Annotated in this window: 14 protein-coding genes and 1 riboswitch; all 14 genes read left to right on the forward strand. The window is 52.8% G+C overall.

Going from position 1 to position 19,808, the window contains the following annotated elements; translation table 11 throughout:
- Positions 1-8: 8 nt before the first annotated feature.
- The 14 genes from JI735_RS14095 (at position 9) to JI735_RS14155 (ending at position 19,802) form a co-directional block, all read left to right on the forward strand.
- On the forward strand, positions 9-1,352 hold the full coding sequence (locus JI735_RS14095) for an O-antigen ligase family protein (protein ID WP_233181818.1): 1,344 nt from the start codon (positions 9-11) through the stop codon (positions 1,350-1,352).
- The gene (locus tag JI735_RS14100; protein ID WP_020426696.1) at positions 1,349-2,122 is read left to right on the forward strand and encodes a WecB/TagA/CpsF family glycosyltransferase; all 774 of its coding nucleotides are present in this window, start codon (positions 1,349-1,351) and stop codon (positions 2,120-2,122) included. The genes JI735_RS14095 and JI735_RS14100 overlap by 4 nt, the downstream gene beginning before the upstream one ends.
- A complete protein-coding gene (locus JI735_RS35745) occupies positions 2,119-2,856 on the forward strand; it encodes a hypothetical protein (RefSeq protein WP_233476397.1) in 738 nt (245 codons plus the stop codon). Before JI735_RS14100 ends, JI735_RS35745 begins: the two co-directional genes overlap by 4 nt.
- Positions 2,853-3,584 (forward strand): O-antigen ligase family protein, encoded by a 732-nt coding sequence (locus tag JI735_RS35750; protein WP_233476398.1) that lies wholly within the window; start codon positions 2,853-2,855, stop codon positions 3,582-3,584. The genes JI735_RS35745 and JI735_RS35750 overlap by 4 nt, the downstream gene beginning before the upstream one ends.
- Positions 3,550-4,929 (forward strand): oligosaccharide flippase family protein, encoded by a 1,380-nt coding sequence (locus JI735_RS14110; RefSeq protein ID WP_039838879.1) that lies wholly within the window; start codon positions 3,550-3,552, stop codon positions 4,927-4,929. The genes JI735_RS35750 and JI735_RS14110 overlap by 35 nt, the downstream gene beginning before the upstream one ends.
- Positions 4,930-5,165: 236 nt before the next feature.
- Entirely contained in the window at positions 5,166-5,438 is a 273-nt protein-coding gene (locus JI735_RS35755; RefSeq protein ID WP_233476399.1) for a hypothetical protein, read from the forward strand.
- Positions 5,357-7,198, forward strand: coding sequence for a glycosyltransferase (locus JI735_RS35760; RefSeq protein ID WP_233476400.1), 1,842 nt, complete (start codon positions 5,357-5,359; stop codon positions 7,196-7,198). The genes JI735_RS35755 and JI735_RS35760 overlap by 82 nt, the downstream gene beginning before the upstream one ends.
- Positions 7,192-8,334, forward strand: a complete 1,143-nt coding sequence (locus tag JI735_RS14125) for a glycosyltransferase family 4 protein (protein ID WP_039838882.1) — start codon at positions 7,192-7,194, stop codon at positions 8,332-8,334. Before JI735_RS35760 ends, JI735_RS14125 begins: the two co-directional genes overlap by 7 nt.
- A gap of 100 nt (positions 8,335-8,434) precedes the next feature.
- Positions 8,435-9,535, forward strand: coding sequence for a glycosyltransferase (locus JI735_RS14130; RefSeq protein WP_039838883.1), 1,101 nt, complete (start codon positions 8,435-8,437; stop codon positions 9,533-9,535).
- A 4-nt stretch (positions 9,536-9,539) separates the two neighbouring features.
- Entirely contained in the window at positions 9,540-10,880 is a 1,341-nt protein-coding gene (locus JI735_RS14135; protein WP_202677494.1) for a UDP-glucose dehydrogenase family protein, read from the forward strand.
- A 415-nt stretch (positions 10,881-11,295) separates the two neighbouring features.
- Positions 11,296-12,669: a sugar phosphate nucleotidyltransferase gene (locus JI735_RS14140; RefSeq protein WP_039838888.1), complete on the forward strand. Its 1,374-nt coding sequence runs from the start codon at positions 11,296-11,298 to the stop codon at positions 12,667-12,669.
- Positions 12,670-12,880: 211 nt separating this feature from the next.
- Positions 12,881-12,961: riboswitch (cyclic di-GMP riboswitch) on the forward strand.
- A gap of 13 nt (positions 12,962-12,974) precedes the next feature.
- Positions 12,975-15,341, forward strand: coding sequence for a PA14 domain-containing protein (locus tag JI735_RS14145; RefSeq protein WP_411830106.1), 2,367 nt, complete (start codon positions 12,975-12,977; stop codon positions 15,339-15,341).
- 147 nt (positions 15,342-15,488) lie between these two features.
- Positions 15,489-17,051 carry a glycosyl hydrolase gene (locus JI735_RS14150; protein ID WP_233476401.1) on the forward strand — a complete coding sequence of 521 codons (1,563 nt, stop codon included), beginning with the start codon at positions 15,489-15,491 and terminating at the stop codon, positions 17,049-17,051.
- Positions 17,052-17,255: 204 nt separating this feature from the next.
- On the forward strand, positions 17,256-19,802 hold the full coding sequence (locus JI735_RS14155) for a discoidin domain-containing protein (RefSeq protein ID WP_039838893.1): 2,547 nt from the start codon (positions 17,256-17,258) through the stop codon (positions 19,800-19,802).
- Positions 19,803-19,808 lie beyond the last annotated feature (6 nt).

The raw sequence follows: 19,808 nt of genomic DNA on the forward strand, positions 1-19,808 counted from the left end.
GGACAATGATGAATTTTGAGTGGGGCTCCAAAATGAATGTTTTGCCATACGGAATGCTCTACCTCATGTCCGCGCTGTTCCTTGGAGCGGCGGTCATCTACCAGCCGGTAATAGCGGTAGCCATCGTGCTTCTGATTTTGCTGCTGGTTGTCTCTATCTCGCGTCCTGAACTCATCAGCTATTTCGTTCTGCTGACGACGGCGATCTCTATTAACTTTCTGTATCCCGGCAGCATGTTTGGCGTTGAGATCCTATCGCTCTACAAGCTGGTGATCCTGATGCTGCTGGTGCCCTGCATTCTGGTGAATGGATTGAAATTCCGCCTTAGCCCGCCGCTTTGGGCCATGGTGGGATTATTGTTCATCACCTTCGGCTCCTCGATCTGGCTGCCCGAAATGAGCGGTTCCATCGCGGTCAAAGCATTTATCGGCTTGTCCCTCCCTTTTGTTTTTCTCTTGATCAACTGGAAAAAGGAAGTGGCCGAACGGCAGATCCGCATTATCACTATGCTTCCACTGGTAAGCGTGCTGGCCGGAATCGTGCTGCAGGTGGTGCATCTCCACTCTTTTCTCGATGTGGAATTCACCGGCGCTGTACGGGTTCAAGGAGCGAATATCCCGGCGCATCTGGCGATGCTGGCCTTCATGGGCGTGGGAATTGCATTCATTGAGATCAAGCGCAGTACGCAGCATATCCGTTTTTTCTACACCATGCTGGCGCTGAACTTCCTGATTCTCATTGGAACAGGGACACGGGGGCCGATATTGGCACTGCTGTTAATGGTCCTGTACTACTTTTACGATATTTCGCGGCAATACTTGAAGGGCAGAACACAATATCTGATTCCGCTCCTGTGCTCGGTTATTCTGATCTTCTCGGCGGTATATCTGCAGCTCGACAATATTAAGAAGCGTTCCTTCGAACGCACAACGGATACGGCAGTAGACTTGTCAGGCCGGGCAGAAGCCTGGGAGTACTTCCTGAACAAGGCGGCGGATTCTCCGTGGTCGGGCAGAGGACTTGGAGCAGTGACAGTGGCGAACGACGGGACACTGTATAAAGGGTTCGTGGTTCCCCACAACGAGTATATCCGCTTTTACTTTGATGGAGGGTATATCGGAGCCATACTGCTGCTGATTTCATTATTGGCTGTGTTTATTCTGGTGTACAGAGCTTTGGCACCGCCGGTCAAACCGTATTATCTGCTCTTTATAGCAGGATTTATGATTTATTCGTTTTCCGACAACACGCTGTCGACGGTCCAATCGATCATTCCGTTCTGTTGGTACCTGAACTGCCTGTATCGATCTTCACAGCCAACCGATTCCCCACAAAAAGAAGTGATACGATGAACCAAGTGAACATGTTCGATGTCAATTTCGATAACTATGATTTCATGGACCTGCTTGATTATATTGATAAAACGATTCAGGAACGGTCGCAATCGTACATCCTGACCTGCAACGTCGATCATGTCATCAAGCTCCGCAAGGACAAAGAGTTCCAGACCGTGTATTCCCAGGCAGGTGCTGTAGTGGCAGACGGAATGCCGCTGATCTGGGCTTCGAAAATGCTGGGTAAGCCGCTGAAGCAAAAGGTGTCGGGAGCAGATCTTTTCAGCCGTCTCGGCAATGCCTTTGAGCAAAGAAAGTACCGGCTGTTCTTTCTGGGCTCTGCGCAAGGCGTGCCGGAACAGGCTACCAAGAATCTTAAAGCGGCTTATCCCGGAATGAATATTGTCGGCTGCTATTCTCCTTCCTACGGCTTTGAGCACAACGATGAAGAGAACCAGCGTATTATCGAAATGCTGACGGAAAGTCAGCCGGATATTGTGTTCGTAGGCGTGGGAGCGCCGAAGCAGGAGAAGTGGATTTACCGGCATTACAACTCGTACCGGGCGCCAATCTCGATTGGTGTGGGAGCCACCTTTGACTTTTTGTCAGGCTCAGTGAAAAGGGCGCCGAATTTCATGCAGAAAACAGGCCTGGAATGGTTCTGGCGGCTTAGCCAGGAACCGGGCCGCCTCTGGAAAAGATATTTGGTCGATGACGCCCAATTCCTGGTCCTGCTGCTCAAGGAGCTCCGCAAACGGGATAAAGTAAAGGGAGGCAGGCCGGAATGAACGTGAGTCTTCCATCCATGAAGTCAGCAGGAATGCTGCTGCTGATCTGCGGCATCTGTCTGGGCCTTCCGCTGATGATCGGTTTTGCCAGCGCGAAGCTCAGCTCATCCAATAGTCTTCAGGGCGCTGTTCTGGCGGGCATTCTGTTTCCGGCCTTCCTGCTGGCTCTGCTGAAGCCGAAGGCGCTGATTGCCTACACCCTGCTGGTCTGGGCGGTCGCTCCGGAGCTGCGGCGCATCGCCGATTGGTCGGAAGGGGTCTACCATTCCGTATCCCTGCTTAGCCTGGCGCCGCTGTTGACGGGGGCTACCCTGGCAATTCCGGTGCTGAAGGAGATTCACCGCATCCGCAAATCCTCCACCCGGATTATCCTGCTCTTCTCGGTGGCACTGGCTTACGGGGCACTGATCGGGCTCGCGAAGAACGGCATTGGCTCCGTGTACGACCTGGCGAATTACATCGTACCCCTGCTGCTGATTCCGTTCTTCGCGGTAACGCGCTTTAGACCGAAGGATATTGACCGGTTGCTGTACGCTTTTGCCAATATTGCAGTTCTGGTAGCCATTTATGGGATTGTCCAGTATTTAACCGTCCCTCCGTGGGATGCCTTCTGGATGAAGAATGCCGACATGATGTCCATTGGCACACCGTATCCTTTGGAAATCCGGGTGTTCTCTACTCTGAATTCCCCGGGCCTGCGGCGACCTTCCTGGTATTCGCTCTGGTACCGATGATTCTGGAGAAAAGATGGCAGGGAACGCTGCGCTGGATCGGTGTCATGCTCGTTGTCGTCTGCCTATTGACCACACTGGTCCGTTCTGCCTGGCTGGTGATGCTGGTGATGCTGCTCGTATACATCGCTTCCTCCCCGTCCAAGGGGAAATGGAAGGCACTGCTCCAACTGGTATTTGTCGCTGCCGCTCTGTTCTGGATCGTCCCTAAGCTGCCGGGTGCAGAAGGATTGGTCGCCCGTATGGAGACACTGACCTCCGTTCAGGAAGACCATTCTTACAATGAACGCCTGAGCCTGTGGCAGAACATGCTGCCGATGGTAGCTGCAAATCCGGTCGGGCAAGGGATAGGCAGTGTCGGCCAGGGGACGAAGATCGGCAACGGCGGCGAGCTTGGCGAATACGGAAACATGGATAACGGGGTTATCGCCCTGCTGCTTACCTTCGGAGTCCTTGGCGCTTTATTCTTCTTCGGCGCCCTTGGCGCTGTAATTAAGCAGATTGTAGTCAGAGTCACCAGCAAAGACAGCCTTCAGCCCTATGCCCGGCTGTCGCTGGCAGCATGGATGGGGGCAGTGATCAGCCTGGTATCGGACAACGGGTTTCCCGGACTCAAAGGCTACCTGGTCTGGATGCTGATTGGCCTGGGCCTCGGTGCCAAAGAGATTATTGAGAGCAGAAAGAAGGGAACACCACATGCAGCCATCGAACGCGAAATCACTTCCCACTAATACAGTCTGGTCTTCGCTCCGGCGGTTTACCAAGAGTAAGGACAACAGTTCTGCCGCAGTGAAGACGATGTTCGTCAGCGTGCTGATCCTATTGGTTAATATGCTGACGGGTGTGCTGACCGCACGTTATCTGGGTCCTACAGGACGCGGGGAGCAGACAGCGATGGTGAACTGGTCACAATTCCTGGCGTTCAGCATGAGCTTCGGTATTCCTTCGGCACTGATCTACAATGCCAAAAAGAATCCCGATGAGGCGGGCGTGCTCTACCGGATGGCCCTGTTAATCGCTCTGGCCTTCGGAACCTTGGCTATGATTGTCGGGATTGTGGTCCTTCCCTACTGGCTGAATTCATTCAGCCCGAATGTCGTACTGTTCGCGCAATGCTCGATGATCCTGTGTCCGCTGATTGTGGTATCACAGATCAACAATGCGGCTTTTCAGTTCAGAGGCGACTACAAGACGTTCAACTGGCTGCGGTATCTGCTTCCGCTGCTGACGCTGGCGGCCATCGGAATTTTGATTCTGACCCGCTCGATCAATCCGTTCACAACCGCCTTGGCATATCTGGTGCCGTCCGTTCCGATCTTCATCTGGATGACGATTACACTGCTCCGCACCTACAGGGTGAAGATGAAAGACGCTTACCTGAATTTCAAAAGACTGTTCACCTACGGGCTCGGCTCGTACGGAAATGACTTGCTCGGGCAGTTCTCTTACTATATCGACCAGATCATTATCGCCGGCCTGCTGCGGCCAGCCGATCTGGGTCTGTATGCGGTAGCGGTCAGTCTCTCGCGGATGGTCAACTTCTTCTCGAACTCGATCACCGTGGTGCTGTTTCCGAAAGCCTCTGAGCTGTCGAAGGATCAGGCGATTGCCCTTACCTTCAAAGCCTTCCGGATCAGCACAACCTGCACCCTGCTGGGCTCGCTGTTCCTGATGCTGGTGGCTCCCTTCGTGATTCCGCTGCTCTACGGCAAGGACTTCAACACTGCGTTGACAGTGTTCCGCCTGCTGCTGCTCGAAGTAACCATCAGCGGCGGTACATTGATTCTGGCTCAAGTGTTCATGGCGCTTGGCAAACCGAAGTTCGTATCGATCCTGCAGGGTGTCGGACTGATCCTGGTGATCCCGCTGCTGTTCCTGCTGGTGCCGAAGTTCGGATTGTTCGGGGCAGGGGTGGCAATGCTGTCTTCGGCGGTGCTTCGCTTCCTGTTCATTATTCTTAATATCAGATACAACCTGAAGGTCAAACTGCCCCGCCTGCTGATTAACGGGGAGGACATTCAGTGGTTGAAGACAACGATGAATTCTTATATCCGCAAAAAACCTATGGATACCTAAGCTTGGAAGCGAACAGTGTAACCTGTGAGCTACGTTTTGCTTAAAAGAAAAAAGGACAGTGTGAGAGGAAAGCAGGGAAAGTTTGGAGCGGTAGAAGCGTTAGCGTTTGCCTTTGTCTTCTGATTTCAACCGCGAGTGCGGCCTGAAATAAAGAAATCAGAAGACAACAGCGATCGGAAGCCCAAACATTTCCCGAATTGACGACAAGCACTGGACTGAAAAAGGAGGATACCTTCATGGATTCAATGAAAAGCGTGCTTGGCGGCCCGGGAAGTTACCCGATATCGGCCGTCATCATTGCTCAGGATGACGAAGTTCGAATATCCAAAGCAATTCAGTCCTGCCGGTTGTTCGCCGATGAGGTGGTTGTAATCGACGGGGGAGCAAAGACGGGACGGTGCAACTTGCCGAAAGTTTGGACTGCCGGGTGTTCGTCAACCCCTGGCCGGGATATGCGAAGCAAAGGGAATTCGGAGTGGAACGCGCCGTCCATGATTGGGTCTTCCTGATTGATACCGACGAAGTGGTCAGTGAGGAGCTGGCGCAGGACATTCTGGACCGCAAGCCCGGTCTTACAGACAGGGCGGTAGCTTTTTCACTGTACCGGATCGGTGATTTCCTGGGCAGATGGCTGGATAAAGGGGAATACCTGGTTCGCCTCTATAACCGCAAGGAATACGGCATCCGCAACAGTCTGGTGCACGAAATGCCTGAGGTATCGGAGGAAAAAACGGTCAAATTGAACGGGATACTCTGGCATCAGGGATTCCGCAGCATCAATGACCATGTCGCCCGCTTCAATAAATATACCGATCTGGAAGCGCAGACTGCCTATGCCAGCGGCAAGCCTTTTAAGATCAGCCATTTGCTGCTTCGCCCGCCGGCCCGTTTCTTACAGAAGTATTTCCTGCATGGCTTATTCAAGAAAGGCATCTCAGGTTTTGCGGTATCCGTTTTCTGGGTGATGTATGAATTCATGGTCGGCTTCAAGCATTACGAACTGAACAGCTCCGGCAGGCTGGCCCGGCACAATGCAATGGGCCAGGCGGAAAAAGAGAAAAAGGGGAGAGAAGCTATGCCGTACAGTGACGGGTTGAACATTATGACGACCGGCCTTAGCTGGCCCTCTTTACAGCCAGGCGGACTCAATACGTATTTCAAATCCGTGTGTGAGCAGCTCTCTTCGCGCAACAAAGTGCATGCGCTGATCTGCAGTCAGGAAACGCCATCCACACCCAAAGAGCTGATTATCCATAACGCCGGTGATCCGAAGCAGTCGATCTGGAAGCGTAAGGATGCATTCCAGCGCAAGGCGGCAGACCTCATGGGGAATGGCAGCGGCCGGATCGATATTCTCTATTCCCACTTTGCGCCATACGGAATCGGCCCGGCGATTGAAGCCAAGAAACGCGGAATTCCGGTGGTGATGACCTTCCATGGCCCATGGAATGAAGAGATGAAGATCGAAGGCCAGGGCATCAAGCACCGGGTCAAAACAACCATTGCCAAATCCATTGAACATAAAGCTTACAAGCTTGCGGATAAATTCATCGTGCTCAGCGAATATTTCCGCGACATGCTGCACAGCCTGCACGGGGTGCCGCTGCACAAGATCATAGTCATTCCGGGGGCGGCGAATGTGGAACGGTTCGTACCCGCTGCCAACCGGCTGGCGACCCGGCGGACGCTGAATCTTCCCGAGGGAGCCACTACGGTGCTGACTGTGCGGCGTCTGATGAACCGGATGGGGCTGCTGCAGCTGCTGGAAGCCTGGAAGCAGGTGTCCGAGCGGTTCCCGAATGCGATTCTGCTGATCGGGGGCAAAGGGCCGCTGCGCGGCGAGCTGGAAGGAAAAATCTCCGATTATGGACTCGCCAACAAAGTAAGGCTGCTGGGCTACATTCCCGATCATGAGCTGGCGTCCTACTATCAGGCAGCGGACATGTTCGTGGTCCCCTCCCAGGCGCTGGAGGGCTTCGGATTGATTACGGTTGAGGCGCTCTCCTCCGGACTTCCGGTGATGGCAACGCCAGTGGGCGGCAACAAGGAAATTCTGCAGGGCTTCCGGCCGGAGCTGCTGTTCAAAGGCTCAACCAGCGACGACATGGCGGAAGGCATGATCCACATGCTGGGCAACCGCAAGCTGCTGCCGGGCCGTGATGAATGCAGAAATCATGTGCTTGAGAAATACACCTGGCAGCATGTAGGCGACCAAGTGGAATCCGTATTCCTTGAAACTTTGGGAAAGGGTGTGGCGGCAGGATGCTAAAAGTTGCTTATATCGATCACACCGCCAAATGGAGCGGCGGAGAGGTAGCCTTGTTCAACATTCTTACCAACATCAGCAATCAGATCGAGCCGCTTGTGATCCTCGCTGAGGAAGGCGCATTGGCCGAACGGCTCCGGGAGAAGGGCATCGATGTCCGTGTCATCCCGTTGGATGAGAGCATCCGCAACCGCGGACGGAATACCGTCAACCTGGGTGCTCCAGCCGCTGCGCTGGGACTGCTGGCTTACGGCCGCAAGCTGGCTCCTATTCTCAAGCAGGAGAAAGTGGATTGTGTGCATACCAATTCCCTGAAATCTGCATTCTATGGAGCCGTTGCCGCCAAAAAAGCAGGAGTGCCGCTCATCTGGCATATCCGGGATCATATCGGCGCCCCTTACCTTAAGCCGGTTGTCGCCAAGGCGATCCGGCTGCTGTCACGCCTGCTGCCGAATGGCGTCATTGCGAATTCACATTCCACGCTGAATGCGCTGGAGCTGCCCCGCACCAAGAAAACGCTGGTCGTATACTCCGCTTTTGCCAAAGCGATTGGTGAAGGAATCGGCAAACGGGAGCAGCAAAAAGACTTCAACGTCCTGCTGGTAGGCCGGCTGGCGCAGTGGAAAGGCCAGCATATTGTGCTGGAGGCTGCCAAGGCTTTTAAGAACGACAGCCGTGTGAAGTTCTGGCTGGCCGGGGATGCACTGTTCGGAGAAGAGGCGTACAAAAACGAATTAATTCAGAAGATTCAGCAGGATGAGCTGACCAATGTCAGCCTGCTGGGTCATGTGGATGATATACAAGGCCTGATGAGCAAAGCTGATTTGCTGATTCATACCTCGATAACGCCTGAACCGTTCGGCCAGGTGATTGTCGAAGGCATGGCGGCTGGACTGCCGGTGATTGCCTCCAATGAAGGCGGACCGGTAGAGATTGTGGTTCCCGGGGTAACGGGGCTGCTGATCCAGCCGGGAGACCCAGTTGTACTTGCAGACTCTATCACCTGGATGCTGAACCATCCTGAAGAGCGGAAACGGATGGCGGACAGTGGAATGAAACGGGTGAAAGAGCATTTTGTTATCGAAAATACGGTCAAGGATATCGTTGATTACTATAAAGGGCTGCTCGCGGCGACCTGACCGCAGGTAAGTCAAGAGCTTCAAGCCCAGCCACGAACCAATATATCCATACGTTCACTACTTGATGTTGCTGCTCCATCAAACTTTGAGGATGATTCACATGAAAATTGCGATAGCGCACGATTACTTAATCCAAATGGGCGGGGCGGAAAGAGTAGTGGAGGTATTCCACCACATGTATCCGGATGCTCCGATCTTCACGACGGTATTTAACGGAAGCCGGTTGACCGACAACCTCAAAGATGCGGATATCCGGGCCTCCTGGCTGCAAAAAATCCCGGGAGTGAAGACCAACTTTAAAGGGGTGCTGCCGCTTTATCCCATGGCCATCCGTGATTTGGACTTTCGCGGGTATGATATCGTCCTGAGTTCCAGCAGTGCTTTCATGAAAAGCATACAGGTGCCCGAGTCTACATTTCATCTGTGCTACTGTCATACTCCGATGCGGTTCGCCTGGGATTATGACACCTACATGGAGCGGCAATCGAATTCCGGATTGTTCAAAAGACTGCTTAAGGTCTACATGCAGCGGCTCAAGCACTGGGACCAGCGCACTTCCAAAAATGTTAACCAATTCGTTGCCAACTCGTCGGTGGTCAAGACCCGGATTCAGAATTACTATCACCGGGATGCCGATGTGATTTTTCCGCCGATCAACACCGCACGCTTCAGCAGTTCGTCTTCCATAGGCGATTACTATCTGATCGTGTCCCGGCTGGTCTCTTACAAAAGGATTGATCTGGCGGTGGAAGCCTTCAACCGCAACGGGCTGAAGCTGTTTATCGTCGGCGACGGCCCGGACCGCAAGCGCCTGGAGGGCATGGCCAAAGATAATGTATCGTTTCTGGGCCGGCTGGAGGATGCCGAGGTGACGGGGCTGATGTCGAAGTGCCGGGCGTTTATTTTTCCCGGTGAAGAGGATTTCGGCATCACCCCGCTTGAGGCCAATGCTGCAGGAAGACCGGTTATTGCCTATCAGGCCGGAGGGGCGCTGGATACCATCGTTCCTTATGTCAACGGCGTGTTCTTCCAGCGTCAGGAAGTTGATGATTTACTTAAGGCCATTTATGAAGTGGAGTCCTATGCGTGGGACATTGGGCAGATCATGGACCATGCGCGTAAATTCGATGAACAGGCGTTTATGGTTCAGTTCAAGCAATATGTGGAACAGGCCTACGTCAATTTTCTAAAAGGAGGATGATTGTATGAAACTGGCAGTAATCGGTACCGGCTATGTCGGTCTTGTCTCTGGCGTATGTTTTACACTGAATGGAAATCATGTAATTTGCGTGGATAAGGATGAGGAAAAGATCAAAAAGCTCAGACAGATGGAATCCCCCATCTATGAGCCGGGTATTGAGGCACTCATTGAAATGAATTTGCGTGAGGGCAGGTTATCCTTCTCCTCGGATCTTCATGAATCGGTACGCCGGTCTGATATCGTCATTCTCGCGGTAGGGACGCCTTCTCTTCCGGGCGGTGAAGCAGACCTGAGATATATTGAAGGGGCGGCTACGGAAATCGCCCAGGCGATGGAAGGCTACAAAATCATTATGACCAAGTCAACCGTTCCTGTGGGCACAAATGAAAAAATCCGCAAAATTATCGCCTCCCACACCACTCATCCCTTCGATATCGTCTCCGCTCCTGAATTCCTGCGTGAAGGCTCGGCGATCCAGGATACACTCCATCCGGACCGGATTGTTATCGGACTGGATAACCCGGAGCTTGAGCCTGCGATGCGCCAGCTTCACCAGGGCTTCACGGAAAATGTGTTCGTAACCGATATCCGCAGTGCGGAAATGATTAAATATGCATCGAATGCTTTTCTGGCGACGAAGATCTCCTTCATTAACGAGATTGCCAACATTTGTGAAAAAGTGGGAGCTGATGTAACCGAGGTGGCAGAAGGTATGGGTATGGACCGGCGGATCGGCTCAACCTTCCTGCAGGCCGGTATCGGTTATGGCGGCTCCTGTTTCCCGAAAGACACCAATGCGCTGATTCAAATTGCAGGCAATGTGGACTACGAGTTCAAGCTGCTGAAATCGGTGGTTGAGGTGAACAAAGACCAGCGCTTCATGATCATCTCGAAGCTGCATGAGTCCCTTGGCAACCTGCGCGGTGCAGTCATCGGCATCTGGGGATTGGCCTTTAAGCCGAACACCGACGATGTCCGCGAAGCCCCGGCCCGCGAAATTGTGGAGAGCCTGGTGGCCGAAGGCGCTACAGTGAAGCTGTATGATCCGATTGCTGCGGAGAACTTCAGACAGCAATACGATCATCCGCAGCTGCGCTGGTGCGGCCTGCCGGAAGAAGCGGCGGAAGGCAGCGATGCGGTCTGCCTGCTGACCGACTGGAGCGTGTTCAAGGACATCGATCTGCACAAGCTTGCGGAAGGGATGCGCCGCCAGGTGCTGATCGACGGACGCAACGTCTTCTCCAAAGAGCAGATCGAGGGAACCGGCTTTGAATACCATTCGGTCGGACGCCCGCAAATGGGGGGCCTCAGCGGCTACTCCCCCAGCGTAGCCGGCGCGGTCTAGGCTGTATCTGCCGCCAAACAAGCGGCCATGCCGGATCTTTAGCAGGGGGCTTCGCCTGCGGGTGAAGCAGCTTGGGCGAACTAATTCCACTGGCTCGTTTTCCAGTGGAAATGCTGCCGGGGAAGCTGTTAAGGGAGGAACGGAGAGGAATTTTGGAACTGTAGGAGCGAATGCGTCCGCCTTTGTCTGCGGATTTCCACCTCGAACAGCGGTTTATATCAAGAAATCTGCAGACAACAGCGGCCGGAAGTCCAAACATTCCTTGGAGAGACTCCCGTAACAGCCGACCTGAAGTATTGTCACGCAACATAATGCGTCAGTGACATTCCTGCCTTTCATGCGTAAGCCACCCGGCAGCAGCTCACAATAACAATCCGATATTTACGCGACAACACATAAATAGGAGGGTTCACTTATGAAACTGGTACTTCTATCTGGCGGTTCTGGTAAACGGCTCTGGCCTTTGTCCAACGATTCCCGTTCCAAGCAATTTCTGAAGGTGCTGCAAAGCCCGGCGGGCGAACCGGAATCCATGGTGCAGCGGGTATGGAGACAACTTCAGGAGACAGGCATGGCGGATTCCTCGTATTTGGCTACCGGCCGCAGCCAGGTCGAAATGATTCAGAGCCAGCTCGGCGCAGAGGTGCCAATCATTGTGGAGCCGGAACGCCGCGATACCTTCCCGGCCATTGCTCTGACTGCAGCTTACCTGTATTCAATCGCAGGGGTGTCTCCAAGGGAGACTGTGGCTATTCTGCCCGTCGATCCGTATGTGGAGGCATCATTTTTTGAAACCGTCGTCCAGCTTGAGGCCACGATGCAGGAAAGCGGCGCAAATCTGGCGCTGATGGGCGTAGTCCCTGAGCTTGCCTCCGAGAAATACGGCTATATTATTCCTACCAGCGATGAAGCAGCGGCAAGCGGCTATATGCAGGTGAGCCATTTCCAGGAGAAGCCGGACCGCGCACAGGCCGAAGAGCTGATCAGCCGGGGGGCACTGTGGAACTGCGGAGTATTCGCTTTCCGCCTGGGCTATCTGCTGGATATTCTGCAGCGCAAAGGTCTGCCTTTGAACTATGAGGAACTGCAGAAGCAGTATAAACTGCTGTCGTCCATCAGCTTTGACTACGAAGTGGTGGAAAAAGAGGAGAATATCGTCGTTCAGCCTTACGCCGGGTTCTGGAAGGATCTTGGCACATGGAATACCCTCACCGAGGAAATGAGCAGCAACCACGTGGGCAAAGGCTTCGTGACCGCCGATTCCGAAGGGACCTGCCTGATCAATGAACTGGACATTCCGGTCACAGTAATCGGAGCAAAGGACCTGATTATCGCAGCCAGCCCGGACGGCATTCTCGTGACCCACAAAACGGAAAGCCCACGCATCAAGGAAGTGCTGAAGTCTTTTGAACAAAGACCGATGTACGAGGAGCGCCGCTGGGGCCACTATAAGGTCATTGATTATGTGAAGTACGATGAGGGCAATGAAGTGCTGACCAAGCGGATTTTTATCTCCGAAGGCAAAAATATCAGCTACCAGCTGCATCACAAACGCAGTGAAATCTGGACAATTGTCAGCGGCGAGGCAAGCATTGTGCTGAATGAGAAGATGCATAATGTGAAGGCAGGGGATGTAGTCCGCATACCGGAAGGGACAAAACATGCCATTCTGGCGCTGACGGATGTGGAGTTCATTGAGGTGCAGACCGGCTCGGAGCTGGTGGAAGAAGACAATATCCGCATTACACTGGAGTGGGAAGACATCGCTCTGCAGCAGTTTATTTCGTAAAAAAATGCGCCGAAGGCGCTGTCGAATCCGGCGAAACCTTCCCGGGTCATGTCGATTTCAGGTTTCAAGCTAGGGCTAAATAATCTATTTACCCAATTGTTACAATTCCAAAACAGGTATTAAGAACCATTTATTAAGGAAAGTTCATTAATGCTCTAAACTAAAAATTTAATAGAGACGATACTTACGGTAAGAGGGATAAATCCTTCCACTACGACAAAGGCAAACCTAATCGAAAGATAGGGACGCAAAGCTATAGGGCCTCCGAAAGAGTGGCAGCCTGGCTACCGAAAGGAAGATGAATTTTGACAACTTACCGTAAGTCGCGTCTGGTGTCCATCATGTTAACTATTGCCCTGTTTCTGACTGCAGTGCCGTTTGGCCTGGGGAGCGCGCCATCGACGGCAGCTGCTGCCTCGAGTTCCTCAGCCCCGGTTAATCCCAATGCATCACCTGCTGCTGTCAAGCTGCTTGACGATCTAAACGCTATTTCAGGAAAAGGTATTATTACCGGCCAGCATGACTATCTGGAGAGCCCGGATGAATTCAGCAACAGGCTGAAGTGGACGAGCGGAAAGTACGCGGCCCTTCACGGCTACGAGCTTGGCTTAATCAGCGGCCAGTCGGAAAGCACTGGAGCAGCACAGCGCAGAAATGTGGTGAACAGTGCGATCAACTGGTACAAAAATGGCGGCATCGTCGCGATGACCTTCCATGAGCAGCTGCCCGGCACTTCGTACCAATGGGCGAATGTGCAGAGGACGCTTAGTCAAGCGGAATTCAACAAGTATGTAACACCGGGAACGGCTCAATACAAAAGCCTGATCGCCGATCTGGACAAAGTGGCCGTTTCGCTTAAGAGCTTGCGGGACGCTGGTGTTCCAGTCCTATGGAGACCCTACCATGAAATGAACGGCAACTGGTTCTGGTGGGGGAAGAAAAATAATTTTGCGGAACTTTGGAATATTATGTATGACCGTTTCGTAAACGTTCATCAATTAAACAACCTGCTGTGGGTGTGGAACCCCAATGCTCCAAATGCCTCGTCCGATCCTTATGAACTGACCTATCCGGGAGCAGACAAGGTAGACGTTCTCGCAGCAGATATATATAACAATGATTATATGAACAGATATCATGATAGCCTGCTGAGCCTCGCGGACGGCAAACCCATTGCCATTGGTGAAAATGGCGAAATGCCAAGCACCGCCAAGCTGCAGCTCTCCCAGAGACAATGGGTCTATATGATGAACTGGGGAAAGATGCTCTATGAAAACAACAGCACCACTACCATCAAAAACTTTATGAATGACAGTTACACCGTCACACTGGATCAATACAAAGCCGGGCTGGTGGAGTCACCTGCGGCTCCAGCTACTCCGACGGCTACGCCAACACCGGTGCCGACGGCTACACCGACACCAGTGCCGACGGCCACGCCGGCACCAACGGCCACGCCGACACCGGCACCAACGGCAAAGCCTATAGCCACACCGGTACTATCTCCGGATGATGGTATGGTGGTTCTTCCCGGTCTAAATGGTCTTCAGGGAGAATATTTCAAGAATATGACGCTATCGGGTACACCTGTACTCGTGCGTAACGACGCTGCGGTTAACTTCAACTGGCGCCTGAGCGCTCCGGTATCTTCACTGGGTGTGGATTATTTCTCGGTCCGCTGGACCGGGCTGATCAAACCGTCGTACAGCGAGACTTACACGATTTCCACGACTTCAGACGATGGTATCCGCGTCTGGATTGACGGTACAGCTGTAATCGACAGTTGGACTAAGCAGAGCGGAACTGAACGTACCGGAAATATCACCTTGAAGGCAGGGCAGCTCTACGATATCAAAGTCGAGTATTACGAAAATGCAGGCGATGCCAACATTCGTCTGATGTGGCAGAGCACCAGCCAGACCAAAGCTACAGTTCCAACAAGCGCTTTGTACGTCAAGACCTCAGCCAGCACAAGTCAAGCATTGCTGGCAGCTGCACCAACACCGGTAGCAACCCCGGCACCAACACCGGTAGCAACCCCGGCACCAACGCCGGCAGCAACCCCGGCGCCAACCCCGGCAGCAACGCCGGTAGCAACCCCGGCAGTAACGCCGGTAGCGACTCCGGCGCCAACGCCGGTAGCGACTCCGGCAGCAACGCCGGAACCTGCACTGGCACCGATGCCGGAACCGGCGTCGGCTCCAGCGCCAGCAGCGGCACCAGCAGCAGCGCCTGCTGATAACGGACTGCAGGGTGAATATTTCAGCAACATGCAGCTGTCTGGTGCTCCGGCAGTTGTACGCACCGATGCTGTGCTCGATTTCAACTGGCGGCTGGGTTCGCCGGATGCTGCAATCGGCACCGATTTCTTCTCGGTACGGTGGAGCGGCAAGATCAAACCGCTGTATAGCGAAACCTATCAGATCTATACAACATCAGATGATGGTGTCCGCGTTTGGGTCAATGGCACTCTTGTGATTGACAGCTGGATGAAGCAGAGCGGAACCGAACGCACAGGAAGCATAAGCCTGCAAGCCGGGCAATTATATGATATCAAAGTGGAGTATTACGAGAACCAAGGGGATGCAAGAGCGCGGCTGATGTGGGAAAGTCCAAGCCAAGTCAAAGAGACGGTTCCTGCCAGCGCCCTTTTCCTTCCTTCCGCTTCCTAAAGAAATACTGCTGAATTCATCCCGAACGCCGATACTCGTTAAGACGTTACAATATTAATCCTAAAAGTCCAATAGCCCTGCTTATCGGCAGGGCTACTAAGCTATAGTCCTTCTATGCTGCATACTGGTCGAACTTTAAGTTCACCCGTGTGCGGATTGGAAGCCACCTACGGCTGGAGAGAGGAGATTACATTGAACACTTACCGCAAGTACCGGCTTTTTATTACGATCCTGCCTATTATGTTTATCCTTTCCTTGCTGCCCTGGAGTGAGGCGCGCAGTCTTTCTATTGAACGGAATGTGGTCATTCCCCCGGAGGCGGTCACACCGGTGAATCCATCGGCTTCACAGGAAGCTGCCGATCTGCTGGATTATCTGGTTGATCTCGGAGGAAAGGGCATAATCTCCGGCCAGCATGACTATCTGGAGAGCCCGGACGAATTCAACAACAAGCTGAAGAATGCCGCAGGGGATTACGCGGTGCTGCACGGCTATGAGCTTGGAGCGATTAACAACCAGTCGAAAGGAACTATTGCCCGGCAGCGCCAGGCTGTTGTGGCCAGCGCGATTAAATGGCATGAGGGTGGAGGCATCGTGGCGATGACGTTTCATCAGAACCTGCCCGGAACCACTCCGGAGTGGGCCAACGTGCATATGAGCCTGAGCCAGGAGAAGTTCGATGCCTATGTTACACCGGGTACGCCGCAATACAAAAGCCTGCTTGCTTCACTTGACGAGATTGCCGTCTATTTGGGGGAGCTGCGGGATGCAGGAGTTCCTGTGCTGTGGCGTCCGTATCACGAGATGAACGGAAACTGGTTCTGGTGGGGGCAGAAGGATAACTTCTCCAGACTTTGGGATATTACGTACGACCGGCTGGTGAACCAGCATAAATTGAATAATCTGCTGTGGGTATGGAATCCGAATGCTCCGAATAAGTGGGCAGAGCCTTACAGTGCCTATTATCCTGGGGCGGCTAAGGTGGATGTACTGGCAGCTGATATCTACAATAATGATTACAAGCAGTCTTATTATGAAGGCCTGCTTGAATTGGCTAATGGAAAGCCTATTGGCATAGGAGAGAGCGGAGAACTGCCAGACCCTGCTATATTGTCTCAAACCCAAAGTAAATGGGTATATACGATGACATGGGGGAAAATGCTGACCGAAAATAACAACCTCCAGAAAATCCGGAGTTTTATGACCAATCAGCATACGGTATCCAGACAGGATTACGTTCAGGCGCTTAATGCCAAAACGAACAATGGATCAGGCATCATTCCGAAGAATGGCTTGAAAGGACAGTATTTCAACAATGCCGAACTCTCAGGAGACCCTGTGCTCACCCGTAATGACAAGAAGATTGACTTTAACTGGCATGGAGATTCTCCGGCGGCAGGTGTGAACAAGGATTCCTTCTCCGTGCGCTGGACCGGGAAAATGAAGGCGGTCTACAGTGAGGAATATACGTTCACCGCTTCCTCGGATGATGGCGTCCGTGTATGGATCGGCGACAAGCTGATTATCGACAGCTGGAAGAAGCAAAGCGGTGTCAGCCGCGTGGGGAGCATTAAGCTCACAGCAGGAACCTCGTATAACCTGAAAGTAGAATATTACGAGAACCGCGGAGATGCAAGCATCCGCTTGATGTGGAAGAGTCCGAGCCAGAAGCCTGGGCCCATCCCCCAGAACGCCCTTACCCTTCCTTAATGAATGAAGCAAAATCAGGCTTACAGAGCCTGGGCACACACCCCGGAAGAAAGCGAGGACATGGGAATGAGAGCTAGGACTAAGAAAAAAACACGCAAACCACTTCATCTTTTACTAAAATTCGCAGCACTTGCCATCTTGTTTCTGTTATCCATCTCTGTCTTCGGAGAGGACGGGACCAATAAAGGCAAAGTGGAGGTAGATATGTCTGAACTGTCCGCCGCCAATGATGCGGGACCCGAGCTGCCGGAGGGCACGACCCTCTGGCAGCTCGGACGGCATGACGGGTCCGATGCGGAATTTGCAGAGACCGGCACCTCTGATGGAAACGAAGCGATTAATATTGCTTCTCCGGCTTTGAAAGCTTCAGCACTCCAATCCATTCCTTCTGGGCTCAGAGGCGATACCAACCCTGAACTGCGGATTAAGTATAAATTGGATGAGATCCCGGAGAACGGGGTCTTATTTCGCGTAAGCATCCTTGATGCTTACAAATCCGTTCCGCAGATGAGCGTCTTTTCCAACCGTCAGCTATCGGGAATTATACAGATCGCCGGTATCGCCGGAACGGACAGCAAATACAATTTCCGTAAAACCTATGAGCTGTATATTCCCAAAGAACAGCTGGTTGCCGGCATTAATGAACTGAAGCTCCGGACTACACGCGGAATGTATTCCTCAGATATGGAGGATAAATACAACTGGTGGACCTGGGATAATCTTAGTCTGGAGGCACTCAAGACGCCGATCAAGGAGCCGATTCACGGCAGCTATACACTGACCGGGACTATGGTCAACAATAAGCAGTTTTATTTTGACGAAGGTGCGGTTACGCATCTGCCCTATATCATGAAGTGGCTCGGCGTAGCGTACAGCGGCAATATTATGCGTACCAGCTGTGCCAGCGATGTCGGACGCTCCTGTTCGAACATGGAAGAATACTACAAGGTGCTGAAGGATTACAATATGCAGGCTGTAGCCTTGTATCTGTACACTGGCGATATCAAACTTAATGAAGACGGCTCACTGCCGGAAACAGCAGAGAAGAAGCTGACGGATTATTTCGAGAAGTACAGCCCGTACTTCCAATATTATGAAGTGGACAATGAGCCGGGGCTGTTTAACCGCTCCAAGGCGGTTAATCTGGCGATTGCCGACTGGCTGAACAAGAAAGGCAAGACAATCGCCCCCCATCTGCAGACCGTGGCTCCAGGCTGGGCCTATTGGCCGGATTACAGCGATGATTCCTGCGGCAATCAGAAGGGCAGGGTGCGCCAGTGCGGCGACCCGGACGGCTGGGAACGTGATCCGAAGCAGCGGGACGAACTGGAGGAAGTGACCGATCTGACCAATGGGCATTCCTACGGCGATTCTTATATTTTCAGCAACGGAGGCAGCTTTACCGAGAATCTGAAAACCTTCGGCGGAGCCGCAGACGGGCTTGGCAAAAAAATGCTGACGACCGAATTCGGGACCTCCGACGCTCATGTGGATGCTTACCAATACGGGGCCTCCGAACGGACGGCCGCGGTGTTCGACCGGATTATGCGTGCGCATATCGGCTATGCGGATATGTTTGTCCAGCATGCCGCTTTTTTCAAAAACTTCAGTCTGTTCAAGTATGGCTTTAATCTGGAAGACCATGATCCGGTAAAAACGGAGATTTATTATACCAAGAAAGGCGAAGATTCACGTGTCAGCATCATGAGACGGCTGGATCTGGCTTATGCCACGCACGGCGCTCCGTTAAGCTACGAAATTACCAATAAGGATGCTCTGGCCGACAAGCTGGTGTATGTCCGTGCAGTCGATACCTCCACTCTGGAGCCTTTGGCCGGAACCGGAGCCACCTCGAACAAAGTATTGGTAAACTTCGTCAACTTTGAGGAAACACCGCAAACCGTCACTGTAAAAGTGAAGATGCCCAAGAAAACAGTGTATGAGGGCGAACGTTTCGGCAGCGGGGATACGTATGAAGAAGCCCGCAGCTATGTCTCGGGTAAAAGTGCTGGACCGACGCTTGAATTCAACGAAACACTCGCTCCCGGTGAGGCTGTACAGTATATTCTGGAGCCCTCCTCCGAGGTAGCGGATGTTGCACCCCAAGGTTTAAAGGCAGCAGCAGTCAAAGGACCCTCTGTTAAACTGAACTGGCTGGAGGCCCCCGGAGCAAGCTATGAAGTGCTCCGGGCCGACGGCTCCGGCAGTGATTTGAAGGTAATTGCCACCGGCATCAAGCAAACGGAATATACGGACGGCAGGCTGCAGGAGGGCACATTGTACACATATGCAGTTCGTACAGCAGGTTCAAGTGTAGTGTCGGAGAAAACGCAGATCACAGCTACCGGACTGGTTCCCCTAGACCGTTCGGAGTGGAAGGTGTCATCCAATGTGAACACTCAGGCTTCAAGTCCGGCAAATGCCATTGACGGAGACAGGCGGACGCGCTGGGATACCGGCAAACACCAGGCCTCTGGGGAATATATCCAGATTGATCTGGCGGGTGTGCACTCGGTGGAAGCGATAGATTTGGACTATACCTTATCTTCTTATGATTATCCCCGGGGATATGAGCTGTATATTTCGGATGATGCAACAAGCTGGACCAAGATCGCTTCCGGTAAAGGAAGGTTTGAAAAGACCAAAATCGAATTCCCCGCAGTCAAAACAAGGTATCTCCGGATTGTGCAGACCGGCTCGGGAGGGAATTACTGGTCCATTCATGAAATGCAAGTCTATTCAAGAGAATAAGCCCAT

Source organism: Paenibacillus sonchi (genome assembly GCF_016772475.1).
GTDB lineage: Bacteria > Bacillota > Bacilli > Paenibacillales > Paenibacillaceae > Paenibacillus_AQ > Paenibacillus_AQ sonchi.